Origin of the sequence: Mesorhizobium sp. B2-4-3 (assembly GCF_006442815.1) — a bacterium.
GTDB lineage: Bacteria > Pseudomonadota > Alphaproteobacteria > Rhizobiales > Rhizobiaceae > Mesorhizobium.
The window spans coordinates 1-16,602 of the sequence record NZ_VFVL01000041.1; the positions used below are offsets into that span (position 1 = coordinate 1).

General features: G+C 64.9%; 11 protein-coding genes. 1 reads left to right on the top strand and 10 read right to left on the bottom strand.

Going from position 1 to position 16,602, the window contains the following annotated elements; translation table 11 throughout:
- From FJ956_RS27355 to FJ956_RS27395, 8 genes are all read right to left on the bottom strand, one after another.
- On the bottom strand, nucleotides 1-1,532 hold a 1,532-nt coding region (locus tag FJ956_RS27355), incomplete at its 3' end, for an SdrD B-like domain-containing protein (protein ID WP_140782003.1).
- A gap of 67 nt (nucleotides 1,533-1,599) precedes the next feature.
- Nucleotides 1,600-2,901: an HlyD family type I secretion periplasmic adaptor subunit gene (locus FJ956_RS27360; protein ID WP_140683306.1), complete on the bottom strand. Its 1,302-nt coding sequence runs from the start codon at nucleotides 2,899-2,901 to the stop codon at nucleotides 1,600-1,602.
- 1 nt (nucleotide 2,902) lies between these two features.
- A complete protein-coding gene (locus FJ956_RS27365; RefSeq protein ID WP_246672210.1) occupies nucleotides 2,903-4,948 on the bottom strand; it encodes a type I secretion system permease/ATPase in 2,046 nt (681 codons plus the stop codon).
- A 572-nt stretch (nucleotides 4,949-5,520) separates the two neighbouring features.
- Entirely contained in the window at nucleotides 5,521-6,378 is an 858-nt protein-coding gene (locus FJ956_RS27370) for a patatin-like phospholipase family protein (RefSeq protein ID WP_140683303.1), read from the bottom strand.
- On the bottom strand, nucleotides 6,375-7,808 hold the full coding sequence (locus FJ956_RS27375; protein ID WP_140683300.1) for a pitrilysin family protein: 1,434 nt from the start codon (nucleotides 7,806-7,808) through the stop codon (nucleotides 6,375-6,377). The genes FJ956_RS27370 and FJ956_RS27375 overlap by 4 nt, the downstream gene beginning before the upstream one ends.
- A 122-nt stretch (nucleotides 7,809-7,930) precedes the next feature.
- Nucleotides 7,931-9,295, bottom strand: coding sequence for a pitrilysin family protein (locus FJ956_RS27385; protein ID WP_140683294.1), 1,365 nt, complete (start codon nucleotides 9,293-9,295; stop codon nucleotides 7,931-7,933).
- 80 nt (nucleotides 9,296-9,375) lie between these two features.
- The gene (rsmD, locus tag FJ956_RS27390; RefSeq protein WP_140683291.1) at nucleotides 9,376-9,930 is read right to left on the bottom strand and encodes a 16S rRNA (guanine(966)-N(2))-methyltransferase RsmD; all 555 of its coding nucleotides are present in this window, start codon (nucleotides 9,928-9,930) and stop codon (nucleotides 9,376-9,378) included.
- A complete protein-coding gene (locus tag FJ956_RS27395; protein WP_140683288.1) occupies nucleotides 9,911-11,914 on the bottom strand; it encodes a pseudouridine synthase in 2,004 nt (667 codons plus the stop codon). The genes rsmD and FJ956_RS27395 overlap by 20 nt, the downstream gene beginning before the upstream one ends.
- 180 nt (nucleotides 11,915-12,094) lie before the next feature.
- Here FJ956_RS27395 and FJ956_RS27400 point away from each other — a divergent pair, with 180 nt between their 5' ends.
- Complete coding sequence (locus tag FJ956_RS27400) at nucleotides 12,095-12,550, top strand: nucleoside deaminase (protein WP_140683285.1); 456 nt, start codon at nucleotides 12,095-12,097, stop codon at nucleotides 12,548-12,550.
- Nucleotides 12,551-12,605: 55 nt separating this feature from the next.
- Here FJ956_RS27400 and FJ956_RS27405 read toward each other — a convergent pair whose 3' ends face one another.
- Together FJ956_RS27405 and ileS are read right to left on the bottom strand one after the other, a co-directional pair.
- The gene (locus FJ956_RS27405; RefSeq protein WP_140683282.1) at nucleotides 12,606-13,280 is read right to left on the bottom strand and encodes a hypothetical protein; all 675 of its coding nucleotides are present in this window, start codon (nucleotides 13,278-13,280) and stop codon (nucleotides 12,606-12,608) included.
- 202 nt (nucleotides 13,281-13,482) lie between these two features.
- Nucleotides 13,483-16,446, bottom strand: coding sequence for an isoleucine--tRNA ligase (gene ileS, locus FJ956_RS27410; protein WP_140683311.1), 2,964 nt, complete (start codon nucleotides 16,444-16,446; stop codon nucleotides 13,483-13,485).
- Nucleotides 16,447-16,602: the final 156 nt, after the last annotated feature.

A 16,602-nucleotide genomic window follows, 5' to 3' on the forward strand; every position in this document is an offset into this window, starting at 1 on the left:
AGCGCCGTGCGGTCGTTCGTCGTCGAGGCCAGACCGTCGGCGTCCTGCCACTTGGTGCCCGAGATCGAGCCGAGCTGGAAATTTCCGAAGTCGTTGTTGTGGCTGGCCTGGCCTGCCGCCAACGTGATGGTGTACTCGCCCTGTTGGTTGTTTGGCGCGTCTTGCGACCATCCCGCTTGCTGCACCTCGCGGATCGTATACGTGCCGGGTGTGACGGTGAATTTATAATACCCGGTCGCGTCAGTGACCGCGAACGGCTCGCCCGCATCCAGCTGGTTGTTGTTGTTGGCATCGAGATAGATCGTCCAGCCGCTGAGAGCCGGCTCCCCGGCCTCCCAAACGTGGTCGGTGTTCAAGTCGTTGAACTTGTGGCCATCGATCACCTGGCCGATCTGGCGATTCCACTCCTCGAAGCCGGAATCGGCGGTCCAGGCGCTCTGTGCCGTTTCCGTCTGACCTTGATAGACGCCGTCCTGGTAGCCGAACGCGGAATAGAGATAGATGTAGGGCTTGCTCGGATCGAAGCTGCTGACGGGAACCAGGAACGACATATCAGTGGTATTGCCGCTGCCCGGCTGGAGCTCACCGTTCAACCCGACAAACGTGTCGCCGCCGTCGTCCATGTCGTAGATCTTCGTAGCGTTGTCGCCAGCCGGAAAGCCGCCGGTGCCTTGAGCAGGTGTTATTCCGGGTGCGTAATTACTCAAATTGCCGACACTGGCTTGCCAGATCTGGAGCGAATCCAGGGAAAGGTTCTGTTCAGAGGCGGTGTTGGACTCGTTGATGTCGAGATCAAATCGATAATAGCCGACACCATTTATGAATTGAATCGGAATATCGGCAATGTTCACTGAGTGAACATACTGACCACCACCCTTCGTGGTATCATCGAGCACGACAGTATTGGCGTCGGTGTTGTACCCTTGCTCCGACGTGTTGTTTCCTGTAGTCGAAATTCGAACGAAGGGGTCAAGCAGACCGGTTCCCGCACCGGTGATGACATCCGAGGAAGAAAAGATTGCGCCGTTGATCGTTACAGTGTGTGCAAAGGTCAGATCATAGGGTGGCGGGTTCAGCGGCGGCGGCGGCTTCGGCGCATCGGTGAAGTTCGCCGTTGCCGAGGCGCCGGTCGTCGCGTCAGATGCGGTGAGCACGAATGCCTGTCCCGCCGCGTCACTGTTGACGTACCAGGACGTCTGGATCGAGCCGTTGGCAGCGCCGTCAAGGTCGCCGGCACCGCCATCGGTGACGGTCCAGGGCGTGCCGGTGCCGGTAAGATCGTAGGTGAGCACATCGTCCGCGGTGCCGAGGACGCCGTCGGCGCCGGCGCTGAGGTGGGCAACCTGGAAGGTAAATGTGCCTCCGTCCGCGATGTTGGTGGTCGTGATCCCCACCGTCTCGCCGGGCGCGTAATCCGCATCCGCCTGGTCGAGCGAGAGTACAGGCGACGTAACGGGATCGGTGCTTCCGGTCGTGGTGGGATCGGATGTAGCGAGCGGATCACCTGTCAGATTGTCGGTAATGTCGGCCATGACGTTTCCCCTTGAATTTGACTGCGGTTGCGTTTCGTGTCTGCTGTTTCCCCCGCTCAGGGCGGGCTCATTGTCTGAAGGCGCGTGTGATCTGGTCCTGCAACGGCTTCACCAAGTAGGACATCACCGAACGGTCTTCGGTCTTGATGAAGGATTCCACCGGCATGCCGGGCACCAGCTTGACCTCGCCGAGACGCGCGACCTCGGCGGCGGTCGCCTTGATGCGCACGGTATAGTAGCTGGCGCCGGTGCGCTGATCGGTGGTGATGTCGGGCGAGGTTCGCTCGACCACGCCGTCGATCTGCGGCGTGGTGCGCGTGTTGAATGCCGAAAAGCGCAGCGAGGCCGACTGGCCGACCCACAGCTTGTCGATGTCGCTGGGCACGATCCTGGCTTCCACGGCAAGGCTGTCATTGTCCGGCACGACCTGCATGATCGTCTCGCCTGGTTTCACCACGCCGCCGATCGTATAGGCGATCGACTGCTGCAGGACGCCGTCCTGCGGCGCGCGGATGTCGACCCGCTTCAGTTGGTCCTCGGCGGCGACCTTGCGCTCCAGAAGCTCGCCCATCTGGCCGTCGACGTCGCGCAGGTCCTTGTTCACTTCGGTGCTCAGGTCGAGATCGATCTGGATGATCTGCAGCTTGATCTCGGCGATCTTCCCCTCGGCCTGCGCCTGGGCGGCAACGAGCTGGCCGCGTTCGCCGTCGAGGCGCGTGGCTTCGCGCTCGGTCTGGGTCAGCCGGTCAATGGAGATGAGCTTCTTGGCCCAAAGCGCGCGCACAGACGCGAGTTCCTTTTGCTCCAGCTCGATCTCCTTGCTGTTGGCCTCCGCCTGCGCGACGTCGCCGGCGATCTCCTTCTCGAGCTGGGCGATGCGTTCCCCGAGCTGGCTTTTCTGACCGGCGCGGGAGATGCGCCGGGTCTCGAAATGCTGCTTCTCGCCAGCCACCGCCTCGGCGACGTCGGGATCGGCGACGCGATCCAGAAGTCCATTCGGGAAGATGATGGCGTCGCTGCCGCGGCGCTCCGAATCCAGACGGGCCTTGCGCGCCGTGAGCTGGTCGAGAGCCTTGCTCACCACGCCAAGGTTGGCGGCCGGCACGGTGCGGTCGAGACGCAGCAAAAGGTCGCCGGCTTTCACCTTGTCGCCGTCGCGGGCATCGATCTCGGCAACGATGCCGCCGGTCGCATGCTGCACATTCTTGACGTGGGAATCGACGACGAGCGTGCCGGGGGCGATGACCGCGCCGGCAATCTCGGTAACCGAAGCCCAGCCGCCGACGCCTCCGCCAAGCAGCAGCACGGCTCCGAGCCCAAGCCTTGTGTAGAAGCGGATCGACGCATGGGAGGCGCCCGGAGCGACCATGTCAGTTCCCTCCCTCGGTTCCGTTGGCGAGAGCCGGGGCGCCGGATTCCGCGGCCACCCTCAGCTGTGGACTGGTTGCCGGGACCGGCCGCAGCGTCGGGAACATCTTGGCGAAAACCTCGTCCTTCGGCCCGAAGTCATGGATGCGCCCCTGGTTCATCGCCAGGACGAAATCGACGGCGGTCAGCACGTTCGGACGATGAGCGACGATGACAACCACGCCGCCGCGCTCGCGAACGCCGAGCATCGCGCGGATCAATGCCTGCTCGCCATCCATGTCGAGATTGGAATTCGGCTCGTCGAGCACCACGAGGAATGGATCGCGATAGAGCGCTCGGGCGAGCGCAATGCGCTGGCGCTGGCCGGCCGAAAGCGCCTCGCCATGCTCGCCGATCTCGGTCTCGTAGCCCTGGCGGAAACCCACGATCAGTTCGTGCGCGCCCGCGGCCTTGGCCGCGGCGATGATTGCGTCCGCGTCGGCGTCCGGCTCGAAGCGGGCGATGTTTTCGGCGACCGTGCCGGCAAACAGCTCCACATCCTGCGGCAGGTAGCCGATGTGGCGGCCATGCTCTTGTGACGACCACTGGTCGAGATCGGCGCCGTCAAGCTTGACGCGACCGCTTACGGGCTGCCAGGCCCCGACGAGAGCCCGCACCAGGGTCGACTTTCCCGAGCCGCTCGGGCCGATGATTCCCAACCCGTGACCGGCTTCCATGGCGAAGCTGGCATCCTGGACCAGCAGCCGTTGCAACCCTGGAGCCGCGATGGCGGCATTCTGCATCACGACATTGGCGCTGGGCGCCGGTAGCAGCATAGGCTCGGTCTCGGCAGGGATGGCCGCCAGCACCCTGGTCAACCGTTGCCAGCCCTGGCGCGCGCTCACGAAACCTTTCCAGTTGGCGATCGCGAGATCGACCGGCGCCAGCGCGCGGCCGCTGAGGATGGAAGCAGCGATGATGACGCCTGCCGTAGCCTCCTGTTCGATAACCAACCAGGCGCCGATGCCGAGCATGGACGATTGCAGCAGCATGCGCAGCACTTTCGATACCGCGCCGAAGCTGCCGGCAACGTCGCTCACCTTGCGCTGGTCGGCAATGAATTCGAGGTTGGCATCTTCCCAGCGCGACGCCAGCCCGCCAGCCATGCCCATGGCGGCAACGACTTCCGCATTGCGAGTGCCGGCAGCGATAAGACCGCCGCGCCGGTTCCCGCTCAAAGTGGCGGCTGATACCGGTTTTCGCGTCAACCGCTCGGCAAGCACGGTCAGCACGACCAGAACGATCGCCCCGAACAGCGCCGTTACGCCAAGCACCCAGTGAAACATGAAGATGATGATCAGATAGATCGGCATCCATGGCAGGTCGAACAGCGCCGTTGGACCCATGCCGGACAGGAAGCCGCGCACGCTGTCGAGATCGCGCATCGGCTGCAGGCTGTCGCCCTCGCGCCTGGCCTTCAGCGGCAATCTCAGCATCGATGTGTACACGCGGTGACCGAGAGCCTCGTCGAGGGCGCCGCCGATCCTGACCAGAACCCGCGCGCGCACGAAATCGAGAAAGCCCTGCCCGCAATAAAGGATGACGAGCAGTATCGAAATGCCGACGAGCGTTGGCAGGCTGCGGCTTGGCAGCACGCGATCATAGACCTCGAGCATGTAGAGCGAGCCCGCAAGCATCAGCACATTGAGCATGCCGCTGAACAGTCCGACCGCGAGGAAGGCCGACCGGCAACTGGCAAGCGCTGCGGAGAGCTCCGAGCGAACGGAGCCGGCCGGCCGCCGGCCAGTTGCTCTTGCCGACGACTTGCTACGTGTCACGGTGCGAGAGGGTGCGGCGTCGGCGGCACTTTGCGCCACGCCTTGCGCCACGTCGCCGCGGGCGCGGAACATGGCCAGGCAACCGAAACCGCCCATCGCCACCGCGATAAGCATCGGGCCTATCGACGCATGCCGGCCGGAGCCGAAGAGGAAAAACATCGCAACGCAAGCGACGAGGATCAGGCCGACAAGCCTCACCTTCGCCTGCACCGAACCAAAGGTTGTGCCCATCAACCTGAGCGACGCGTTACTGAACCCCACAGCCACGACACGCCTTTCAAATCCCCGAACGCGTCAGCCGCCGCGGCAGGCGTATCGGCCGCGCGAGGCGGCTACCCCATGCCGAAAGCGTTCGCGCCCAATTTCGCGGGAGCAGAAAGATCACAATGCCATGCAACCAGGCACGCCCCGAACAAGCCGGCCCATGAACAGCCGGCCCAATGGCGGCTCACGGACAGGCGGTGACGCGGTGGTGATGGCTAAGGCGACTGTAGAAGCCGCCCAACGTCCTCCCTACCCCAGTAGCGCTGTAACTCGTTGTTGCCGGTCGGGAGATTATTTGCGCTACCTTATATTAGGAGATTATTAACTCTACCGGCGCGTGCGTCAACGGGAAATTCAATGAAGAGTTAGTGACAAGCCGCAAACTTATGCAGGGCCGGGGCCGGTCAGCATAAAGAATACTTCGCGTTATTCTTAGGTCCAGCTTAACCAAAGACCTTTGCGCCGACCATTCAGACTTCGGTTGTCGGACCTTCGGTGGCCATCGCATGCGCCTGAAGCGATGCGGCTGAAGGAGGCTCTCAGACCACCTTCTTCTTGCCCCGCCTGCCGCCATGCGCTTCCACGGCCTTCTCGACGGCGCGCTTCAATTCGTCCTTGATCTCGACCGTCTCGGCCATCAGCGTCTCGATCTTGAGGAATTCGAGCACGCGGTATTTCGAGACATTCGGCCGGATCAGAATGTTCGGCGGGTGCTGCCTGAGCTTGTTGGCGATGATCGACTGCATCATCAGCTGGGTGGCGCCATACATCAGGTCGACGGTGGTCGGGTGCCTGCGCTCGGCCTCGCTCGGCGCGCCGACGACATCGACGGCGATGATGATGTCGGCGTCCTTCTCGATGAGGTCGAAAGGCACGGGGTTGTAGATACCGCCATCGATCAGCACGCGGCCCTCGCGCGTCACCGGGCGGAAGACCGCCGGGATGGCCGCCGATGCGGCAAGCGCCGAATGCAGGTCGCCTTCGGCGAACACCGCAAGGCTGTGGCCGAAATAGTCGGTCGCGGTAACCTTGAGCGGCACCTTCAGCGCCTCGAACGTCCGCGGGATCGCCTCGGGCAGGAAAGCCTTCAGAATGCGCTCGATGTTGAACTGGCTGACGCGGATGCCGCCCTGCATGGCCTCAGCGATCGTGCCCGGCCGCGAGCGCCACATGCGCGCCGCCACCTCGGCCCGGCTGCCGAGGATCGATCGGGCATAATCGTGAATCTCGGCACCCTTCATACCCGACGCCATGCCGGCGCCCATGATGGCGCCGATCGACGAGCCGGCAATCGCCACCGGCTTGATGCCAAGCTCGTCGAGGGCCTCGATGATATGGATATGCGCGAGACCGCGTGCACCGCCGCCGCCGAAGGCCACCCCGAAGGTCGGGCTCATCCCTTGCCGCCTCCCGCCACCTGAACCAGCGGCGGCCCGATGACCATCACCGCGGGGTCGGTCGACAGGAGCTTCTTCGCCGCCGCCTTCACGTCGGCCAGCGTCACCGCGTTGATAAGAGCCGCGCGCCGCTTGATATAATCGATGCCGAGATCATCGATCTGCAGCTCCACCAGCGTCGCGGCGATGGAGCTGGACGAATCCAGATTGCTGATGGCGTAGGCGCCGACCATGTATTTCTTGGTCGCCGCGAGCTCCTCCTCGGTGGGGCCGTTCTCGGCCATGTCCTTCACCACCTGGCGCACGATCGAAAGCGTTTCGGCGGCGCGATCGGAACGTGTCGCCGTCGTCACGAGCAGCGCGTTGGAATGCTCGTGATCGACGAGATCGGAGCTGACGCTATAGGCAAGGCCGCGTTTCTCGCGCACCTGCTCGTAAAGGCGCGACGTGAATGTCGAGCCGCCGAGAATCTCGTTCATCAGCACGGCGGCGTAGAAATCGGGATCGCTCCGCTTCACGCCAGGCCAGGCAAGCTGCAGGGAGGTCTGCGGCAAGTCGTAATTCACTTCGAGCTGCTGGCCGAGCTTGGGCGTGATGTCTGCAACCGGCGCCAGCGTCTGCTTGTCCGGCAGGTCGCCGAACACCTCGTCAAGCCTGCCGCTCAACGTGGCGGCGTCGATATCGCCCACCACCGCCACGTGCAGGCCGCCACGGGCGAAGTTCGCCTTGTGGAAGGCCCTGAGGTCGCCGGCGGTGATGGTGGCGAGGCTGTCTTTGTTGCCCTCGTCCGGCCTTGCGTAGGGATGCTGGCCATAAATCGCGCGCAGCCAGCGCTGCTGGGCGATCGTATTGGGGTCCCGCTCATTGGCGAGGATGCCGGAGAGTGTCTGGGCGCGGATGCGGTCGATCGGCGCCTGATCGAAGCGCGGGCTGTTCACCGCCAGCTTCAGCAGGCCAAAAGCCTCGTCCTTCTGGTCGGACAGCATGCGCATCGAGCCATAGGTACCATCGCGCGCCGCCTGAAAACTCATCTCGGCGCCGGCATCGTCGAGCTTCAACTGGAAGGCCTCGCTGTCGAGGTCGCCGGCGCCCTCGTCGAACAGGCCGGTCATCAGGTTGACCAGGCCTTCCTTGCCGGCGGGGTCCTGCGCCGTGCCGCCGTCGAAGACGAAACGGATCGCAACCAGCGGGATCGAATGGTCTTCCACCAGCCAGGCGGTGACGCCCTTCTTCGACTTCACCTCCTGGATGTTCATTTCGGCGCGCGCGGCAAGCACCGGCAAAAGCAGGAAGAACAGGGCGAAGCAAAGGGTGGCAACGGCGCGATAGACGCGCCCCCCTTCTCCCCTTGTGGGATCGGCGCGCAGCGCCGAGACGGTTGAGAGGTGCTGGAAGGATTGCCGTCCTTGCCAAGCTGGAACACCCCTCATCCGACCTCGCTCCGCGAGGCCCCCAACCGGGGGCGAGCCACGGGTCTCGCCCCGTCCTTCGGACCCCACAAGGGGAGAAGGGAAGCACGCACGACGCATGCGCATCAGACCAGAGTTCATCATCAATTCCCCGCCTGCTGCTGTGGCAAGAGGTAGCCGCTGGTTGAGCGATCGAGCACCAGGTAGCGGGCGGCGGCCGCCTTGACCTCATCGGCGGTCACCTTGCGGATGCGGTCCGGCCATTCCTGGACGTCCTTGACATTGCCGCCCGTGGCAAGCGTCGAGCCATACATGTTGGCCATGTCGTCCTGCTTGTCGCGCGCGAAGATCATGGAGCGCACATAGCGGGTCTTGGCCCGCTCCAGCTCATCGTCGCTCACGCCCTCCTTGACGATGCGGGCGATCTCGGCATCGACCGCCGCCTCGATATCGACAAGTTTGGCGTCGCCGCGCGGGGCGCCATAGACGGTGAAGTTGGTGGCGTCGAGCATGGTGCCCTGGAAATAGGCGCCGGCCTCGGAAGCAATACCCTGCTTGACGACGAGCTGCTGGTACAACCTGCTGCGGTTGTCGCCGCCGAGGATCTCGGCAAGCAGGTCGAGCGCCTCGGCTTCGCCGGGCTTGGCCGTGTGATAGGATGGCACCACCCATTGCGTCGAAAAGCTCGGCACCGAGACGCGCGCGTCGGTGAGCGTCACCGTACGCTTGGTGTTCTGCTCGGGTTCGACAGGACGGATGCGCGGCCGCAAGTCCGGGCCGCGCGCGACCTTGCCATAAGTCCTTTCGGCCATCGCCTTCACCGCGTTGGGATCGACGTCGCCCACCACCACCAGCACGGCGTTGTTCGGCCGATAGTAGGCGTCGTAGAAGGCTTTCGCGTCCGGACGGTTCAACTGCTCCATCTCCTGCATCCAGCCGATCACCGGAATGCGGTAGGGCTGGTTCTGCCAGAGCGTCGCGTCGACCTCCTCGTCGAGCACCGCCTGCGGATTGCTGTCGATGCGCGAACGGCGCTCCTCCAGGATCACGTCGCGCTCGGTCTTAATGACATCGTCGGTCAGGATGAGGTTGCGCATGCGATCGGCCTCGAAGCCCATCATCTGCTCGAGCGCCGAAGGCGGCACCGTCTCGTGGAAGGCGGTGTAGTCGTAGGAGGTGAAGGCATTGTTGGAGCCGCCGATCTCGGACACGGCGCGGTCGAACTCGCCGGCGGCGTGGTTGGCCGTGGCCTTGAACATCAGGTGCTCGAAGAAATGCGCGATGCCGGATTTGCCGGGAGGCTCGTCCGCGCTGCCGATCTTGTACCAGACCATGTGCGTGACGATCGGGGCGCGGTGGTCCGGGATGACGACCACTTCCATGCCGTTGTCGAGCAGGAAATCCTTGACCTCGCCGTCATCGGCCGCGCGGGCCGGAGCGGCCGCCGCAAGCGCCAGCGCGCTGGCCAGAAGCGCTGCGCGCAGCCCAAATCCTGTTCGTCTCATCAAGTTCTCCGGTCGCGGTTGCGCGACGATAGGCAAGGTTGTTGGCGAGGCAAAGTGAATTGTGAGTCATTTTCGAGGCGGCGCTAACCAACCTCGATGAAGCGAATGACCGTCTCGCCATAGCTCCGCTCGTCCACCACGGAAAAACCCGGGCCTGCCTCGAACGGCGCCGAGGCCGCCTCCTCGACCACGAACAACGCGCCGGGCAACAGCCAGCCGCCGGCCTTGGCCGAACGCAGCGCGCGCTCGCCGAGCCCTTTGCCATAGGGCGGATCGGCAAAGATCAGGCCGAAGGGCGAGAGGGTGCCAGCCTCACCCAAATGAGCGGCGTCGCGACGAAAAATCTTGGTGCGGCCGGTGAGCCCATAGGCCTCGACGTTCTCGCGGATCAGGCCTCGCCCCTCCGTCGATTCTTCTATGAAGACGCAGTAGGCGGCTCCGCGCGACAGGGCCTCAAGTCCGAGCGCCCCCGTGCCGGCGAAAAGATCGAGCACGCGGCCGCCTTCGAGCTTTTCGGCATAGCGATGCGCGAGCACGTTGAACACCGCCTCGCGGGTGCGGTCGGTGGTCGGGCGGATGGCATTGCTTTTCGGCGTCGCCAGCGGACGCCCGCGGAATTCACCGCCGACGATCCGCATTGCCGCCCCTCTTCGGACCGCGCGGCCTGTCGCCGCCATCGCCTTCAGGACGCTCGCCGCGGGGCTTGCCGAATGGCTTTGCGCCCGACTTGCCCTTGCCGCCCGGTTTGTAGGATGCCTTGCGTGCCTTCGCCTCGGCGGCCCTGGCGGCGTCGGCTTCCGCCCTGCCCTTGCCGATCGGCCGGGCGCCCGGCGCCATCCAGACATTGGCCTTGCGCTGGCCCGGCGGCTCGATCGGCCGCTGCTCGCGCTCGGATTTCTTACCGCCGAAACGGGGCTTGTCGCCGAACCCGCCCCGCGGCTTGTCGCCGAAACCGCGGTCGGATTTCGGGCCGCGCTCGCCGAACGCCCGGTCCGGCCCAAATGCCCTGTCCGGCTTTGTCGAGAGTTTGCTCAGCGCCTCGTCGCGGCTGCCTTCACGGCGCTTGCGCGCCTTGATCAGCCCGCCCTCGCCGATCGGCCGGTGGTCGCCGTCGCGCGTGAATTTCGGCCGGTCGACCTCTTCACGGCGAGGCCCGCCGCCGCGCACCGGCTTGTTGGAAAACGGCTTTTGGATATCGGCATCGAAATTGGCGCCGGATTCCTCGATCAGCCGTTCGCCGAGCTGTTCGCGCAGCACGCGACCCTTGATCTCCAGCACATGGCCCTCGGGAAGATCCTCGAGTTGGAACGGCCCATAGGAGATGCGGATCAGCCGCGTCACGTCGAGGCCAAGCGCGCCGAGGATGTTCTTCACCTCGCGGTTCTTGCCTTCGCGCAGGCCCAGGGTCAGCCACGCATTCGTGCCCTGCTCGCGATCGAGCGAAGCTTCGATCGAGCCATAGAAGGCGCCGTCGACAGCGATGCCTTCGCGCAGGCCGGCGAGCGCGCTCTCCTCGACCTTGCCGTGGACGCGCGCACGATAGCGCCGCAGCCAGCCGGTGGCGGGCAATTCGAGCACGCGCGACAGCCCGCCGTCATTGGTCAAAAGCAGCAGGCCCTCGGTGTTGATGTCGAGCCGGCCGATCGTCATCAGCCGCGGCAGGTCGGACGGCAACACATCGAAGACGGTCTTGCGGCCTTCCGGATCGCGGTTGGTCGTGACGACGCCCGCCGGCTTGTGGAACAGAAAGAGGCGCGTGCGCTCGATCGGCGGGATCTCGGTGCCGTCGAGATGGATGACGTCGTTGGCGCCGACATTGAAGGCTGGCGAGTCCAGCACCTTGCCGTTGACCTTGACGCGGCCGGCCGCGATCAGTTCCTCAGCGTCGCGGCGCGAAGCGATGCCGGCGCGCGCCAGCCGCTTGGCGATGCGCTCGCCGCTTTCCGGCACGGCTTCCGAGGGACGCGGCCGTGGCTTGAAGCCGCCTTCCGGTTTTCTTGCGGTGCTGTCGCGCTGCGGACGATCGCTGAAGTCTCGCTTCGGCCGGTCGGCGAAATCGCGTTTGGGACGGTCGTCGAACACGCGCTTGGGGCGGTCGAAACGTCGTTCGCCCCGATCGCCTTCGGCAGCCGCCGGCCGGTCGCCACGCGGTGCGTAAGGCTTGCGGCCCTCACGCTTCTCGAAGGGCTTGCCGTCGCGCGGCGGACCTTTGCGGAACGGCCTGTCGCCACGCTCCGCGCCTTCACCCATTTCGCGCGGCTTGTAGCTGCGCTTGAAATCGCGCGCAGGCCGCTCACCCTCCGCGGCCATCGGCCGGTCGCCGCGCGGTGTGTAAGGCTTGCGGCCATCGCGCTTCTCGAAGGGCTTGCCATCGCGCGGCGGACCTTTGCGGAACGGCTTTTCGGCGCGCCCAGCGCCGTCGCCCGTCTCGCGTGGCTTATAGCTGCGCTTGAAGTCGCGGCGTCCGCCGTCGACATCGCGGCGCTCGCCTTCGGCAGCCATCGGTCGCTCGCGCTTGGCGAACGGCTTCTTGGCGCCGTGGGCCGGTTTTCCGTCACGCTCGCCCGCCGGTCTGGAGTGGCCCTTGCGCGGCCCGCGTGGAGATTTCTTGTCGTCGTCCATTACATTGCTCGTCTTCACCTGCTACAGCGCCGCGCGCCCTTGCGGACGCCCAACGCAGGCAGTGTCATCTTGATTATGCGCATCCAGCGGCGCGGCAAAAACCGATTCCGGTTTTCAGGGTCTCGCGCTAAATAACAGGATCACTCTCGGGTGGCGAGAAGTAATCGGAATGGAAACCGCTTGAAACGACCGGATTTCATGGCCCTGGCGCTTGAAGAGGCCGAAGCGGCCGCCGGCCGCGGCGAAGTGCCGGTCGGCGCTGTTATCGCCAATGGCGGCACGGTGGTCTCGAAAGCCGGCAACCGCACGCGCGAGCTCTCGGACCCGACCGCGCATGCCGAGATGCTGGCGATCCGCGAAGCCTGCAGGAAGCTCGCCAGCGAACGTCTCACCGGCCATGATCTCTATGTGACGCTGGAGCCCTGCGCGATGTGCGCCGGCGCGATCTCCTTCGCCCGGCTGCGGCGGCTCTATTTCGGCGCCGCCGACGAGAAAGGCGGCGCGGTGGTCAACGGCGTGCGCTTCTTCGCCTCACCCACCTGCCACCACACGCCGGACGTCTATCCGGGGATCGGCGAGAGCGACGCCGCCCTCATCCTCAAGGACTTTTTTCGCGAGAGACGGGATGGCGGGTGAAGTGAGTAGTGGTTAGTGAGTAGCGAGTAGCGAGTAGCGAGTAGGTACTGACTACTTACAGCCCCAGCCAGTCGAACCAGCCGCCCTTCTTGCCTTCGGCCTGCGCCTTGAGGCGGCGCTCCTTCTTGTATTCGTCCTCGCCGAGCTCGTTCTGCGGCGCGGTGCCGGCAGCTTGGCGATAGGCGAGCGGCGGCTCGCTCAGATATTTGCGAACGGTCGGATCGCCCTGCTTCTGTTCGGCAAGGCTGCGCTGAATCTGCGCACGGCGGGCGGCCGAGTTGTCATCCGGCGACCAGCGCGGCGGATGGCTGGAGCCCGATTCGGCCAATGCCTTCTTCACCGCCTCGGGATCGGTCTGGATATCCTCGACGGCTTCCGGCTGGTAATTCGGATCGTTCTGGTGCGCGGTGGCATCGGCGCGGATGCGGGCACGGCGCGCCTCCGGCGATTCGGGCCAGTCGGCGCTCGCCGTCTCGATGCTCTGCTGCGGCGGCGGCAGGCTTTCCTTCTGACCGGGAGCGGGCTTCACCAGTTCCGGACGCGGCTTGTAGTCGATCGGATCCTTGCGCTTCGGCGTGATCGAAGCAGCCGCGGAGACATCGTCGAAGAGCTGCGCGGCTGCTGTCTTGTCGGTTCCGTAGGTCGGCGAACCCACGCAGCCCGACAGGGCGATGGCCGATACCACAAGCGGCGCCATCAGCGCGGCGCGCGCGAACGTTCTGTCGGTCATGCCAAAAAGTCCCACTCTAACAGCCTTTCAGTCGCCACCGGCCAAGGGCACGGTCCCCTTCTTCCCCGCATTTGCGATGGAAATCCGGCGACAATTTGTCTGCCGGAGTGTCGCGTGTTTACCTCAACCACTTCTTAAGGGCAACGCGCGGGCGGTTTCAGGCCGCCCGGCGTGGCATTTGTGCACCGGCTTATGGACAGGACTACAGCCGCCCAAGGGCCTTCAGCTCATGCAACACGGCGGCATCGCGGGCCGAGACATCCGGAAATTCCGGATCCTGCCCGACATCGGCGGTGTAGCGCCAGGAGCGCGCGCATTTGACTAGGCCGCGATCCTCGGCTTTCTCCACCACCACGGCAACGCCTTTGACGTCGTCGAGCGTGAAGGCGCCTTCCGGGGCCTTGCCCTGCTTGACGACAAGATCGCTGGTGATCGCCATCTCGGCCATATCGACATCGGCGATCGCGGCCTCCAGCACCGCGTCGTCGAGCGTCACCACCGGCACCGCCTCGAGCGAAGAGCCAATCAGCTTCTCGGCGCGCGCGATCTCCAGCGCGCCGGTGACGACACGGCGCACCTGCCTCACCTTGCGCCATTTCTCGGCCAGCGCCTCGTTGCGCCAGTCCTGCGGGATCGCGGGGAATTGGCCGAGATGCACCGACACGGCTTGCGGATGGCGGTCGAGCCACGCTTCTTCCGTGGTGAAGGGCAGCATCGGCGCCAGCCACTTCACCAGACATTCGAAGAGGTGGCGCACCACCTGCACGGCCGCCCTGCGGCGCAGGCTCGACGGCCCGTCGCAGTAAAGCGCGTCCTTGCGGATGTCGAAATAGAAGGCCGAAAGCTCCACCACCATGAAGTCAAGCAGCGTGCGGGTGATGCGCTTGAACTCGAAGGCGTCGTAGCCCTGGCGCACCATTTCGTCCAACTCGGACAACCGGTGCAGCATCAGCCGCTCCAGTTCCGGCATCGTCTCGACCGGCACGTGCTGGCCGTCGTCATGGGCGAGCGTGCCCAGCATCCAGCGGATGGTGTTCCTGAGCTTGCGGTAGGCGTCGATATTGGTCTGCAGCACGTTCTTGCCGAGCCGCTGGTCTTCCCAATAATCGGTCGTGACCACCCAGAGCCGCAGGATATCGGCGCCGGACTGCTTGATGACGTCCTGCGGCACGACGGTGTTGCCGAGCGACTTCGACATCTTGCGGCCTTCCTCGTCCATGGTGAAGCCATGGGTGATGACCGTGTCGTAAGGCGCCCTGCCCCTGGTGCCGCAGCTTTCGAGCAGCGAGGAATGGAACCAGCCGCGATGCTGGTCCGAGCCTTCGAGATAGACGTCGGCCGGCCATTTGAGGTCCGGACGGTCTTCCAGCGTGAAGACATGCGTCGAACCGGAATCGAACCAGACGTCGAGGATGTCCATCACCTGGTGCCATTTCGAGGCGTCGTGATTGCCGAGGAAGCGCGTCTTGGCGCCCTCGGCGAACCAAGCGTCGGCGCCTTCCTTCTCGAAAGCGTCCATGATGCGCTGGTTGACGGCCTCGTCCTTCAGCACATTGCCGTCCTCGTCGGCGAAGACCGCGATCGGCACGCCCCAGGCGCGCTGGCGCGACAGCACCCAGTCGGGGCGCTCCTCGATCATGGCGCGAATGCGGTTCTGGCCCGCCGCCGGAACGAAACGGGTGTCGTCGATCGCCTTCAGCGCGCGGCTGCGCAACGTCGTGCCATCGCCGAGGTCCTTGTCCATATAGACGAACCATTGCGGCGTGTTGCGGAAGATGACCGGCTTCTTGGAGCGCCAGGAGTGCGGATAGCTATGCTTCAGCCGGCCGCGCGCGAAGAGCGCGTTGCGCTTGATCAGCTCGTCGATGACGGCCTGATTGGCGTTGCCCTTCTTGCCGTTGTCGTCGATGACGCGTGCCGCACCGCCCTCGCGCCCCGGGCCGAAGCCCGGCGCATCCTTGGTGAAGAAGCCGGCATCGTCGACCGTGAAGGGGATCGTGGTATCGACGCCGCGCCCCCGCAGCTCGCTCGCGGCCTCCATCCAGGCGTCGAAGTCCTCGCGGCCATGGCCGGGCGCGGTGTGCACGAAGCCGGTGCCGGCATCGTCGGTGACATGCTCGCCGGCAACCATCGGTACTGGGAATTCATAGCCGCCGCCGAGCCCCTTGAAAGGATGCGAAAGCGTAAGCTTCCCAAGCTGTTCGGCCGAGACGCTGTGAAGCCGGTTCAGTGCGACCTTGGCCTTGGCGGCACAGTCCTCGGCCAGCGCGTCGGCAAAGATCAGCTTCTCGCCGGGCTGCGGGCCGAAGGCGTTCTCGGCCGCCGTGACCTCATAGAGGCCATAGGCGATGCGCGGCGAATAGCTCACGGCGCGGTTGCCGGGGATGGTCCAGGGCGTGGTCGTCCAGATGACGACATGCGCCTCGACCAGATCGAGCGCTGCCTCGTCCAGCGCAGGCGCAGCGCCGGCGACCGGCTGGGCGAGGCTCGCGACCGGAAACTTCACCCAGATCGTGTCGCTCTCATAGTCCTGATACTCGACCTCGGCCTCGGCGAGCGCGGTACGCTCGACCACGCTCCACATCACCGGCTTCGAGCCGCGGTAGAGCTGGCCGGACAAGGCGAATTTCAACAGTTCGCCGGCGATGCGCGACTCGGCATGGTACGCCATGGTCGTATAGGGATTGTCGAAATCGCCGATGACGCCGAGGCGCTGAAACTCGTCGCCCTGCACCTTGATCCAATGCTGGGCGAAATCGCGGCATTCCCTGCGGAACTCGTTGACCGGCACCTCGTCCTTGTTCTTGCCCTTGGCGCGGTACTGCTCCTCGATCTTCCATTCGATCGGCAGGCCGTGGCAGTCCCAACCCGGCACGTAGTTGGCGTCATAGCCGCGCATCTGGAAGGAGCGGTTGATGACGTCCTTGAGGATCTTGTTCAGCGCATGGCCGATATGGATGTTGCCGTTGGCGTAAGGCGGCCCGTCATGCAGCACGAATTTCTCGCGGCCGGCGGCCTCCTCGCGCAGCTTCCTGTAAAGGTCCATGTCCTGCCAGCGCTTGACCAGGCTAGGTTCCTTCTCGGGCAGGCCGGCACGCATCGGGAAGTCCGTCTGCGGCAAATAGAGCGTTTTGGAATAGTCGATCGTTTCAGCAGCGTCGGTCATTGGGGTGTCGGTCATTGATCTGCCATCTGCGTTGCCCGGCGGCGGAAAGCCCGGGCGTTGAACTAGCATTTTCTTGAAAAAGCGCGAGGGGCGCGCGCGAAAACTCCCGGCGGCTCCAGCGGCGCTCAGGCCGCCCGGAACACCGGGCTCGTAATT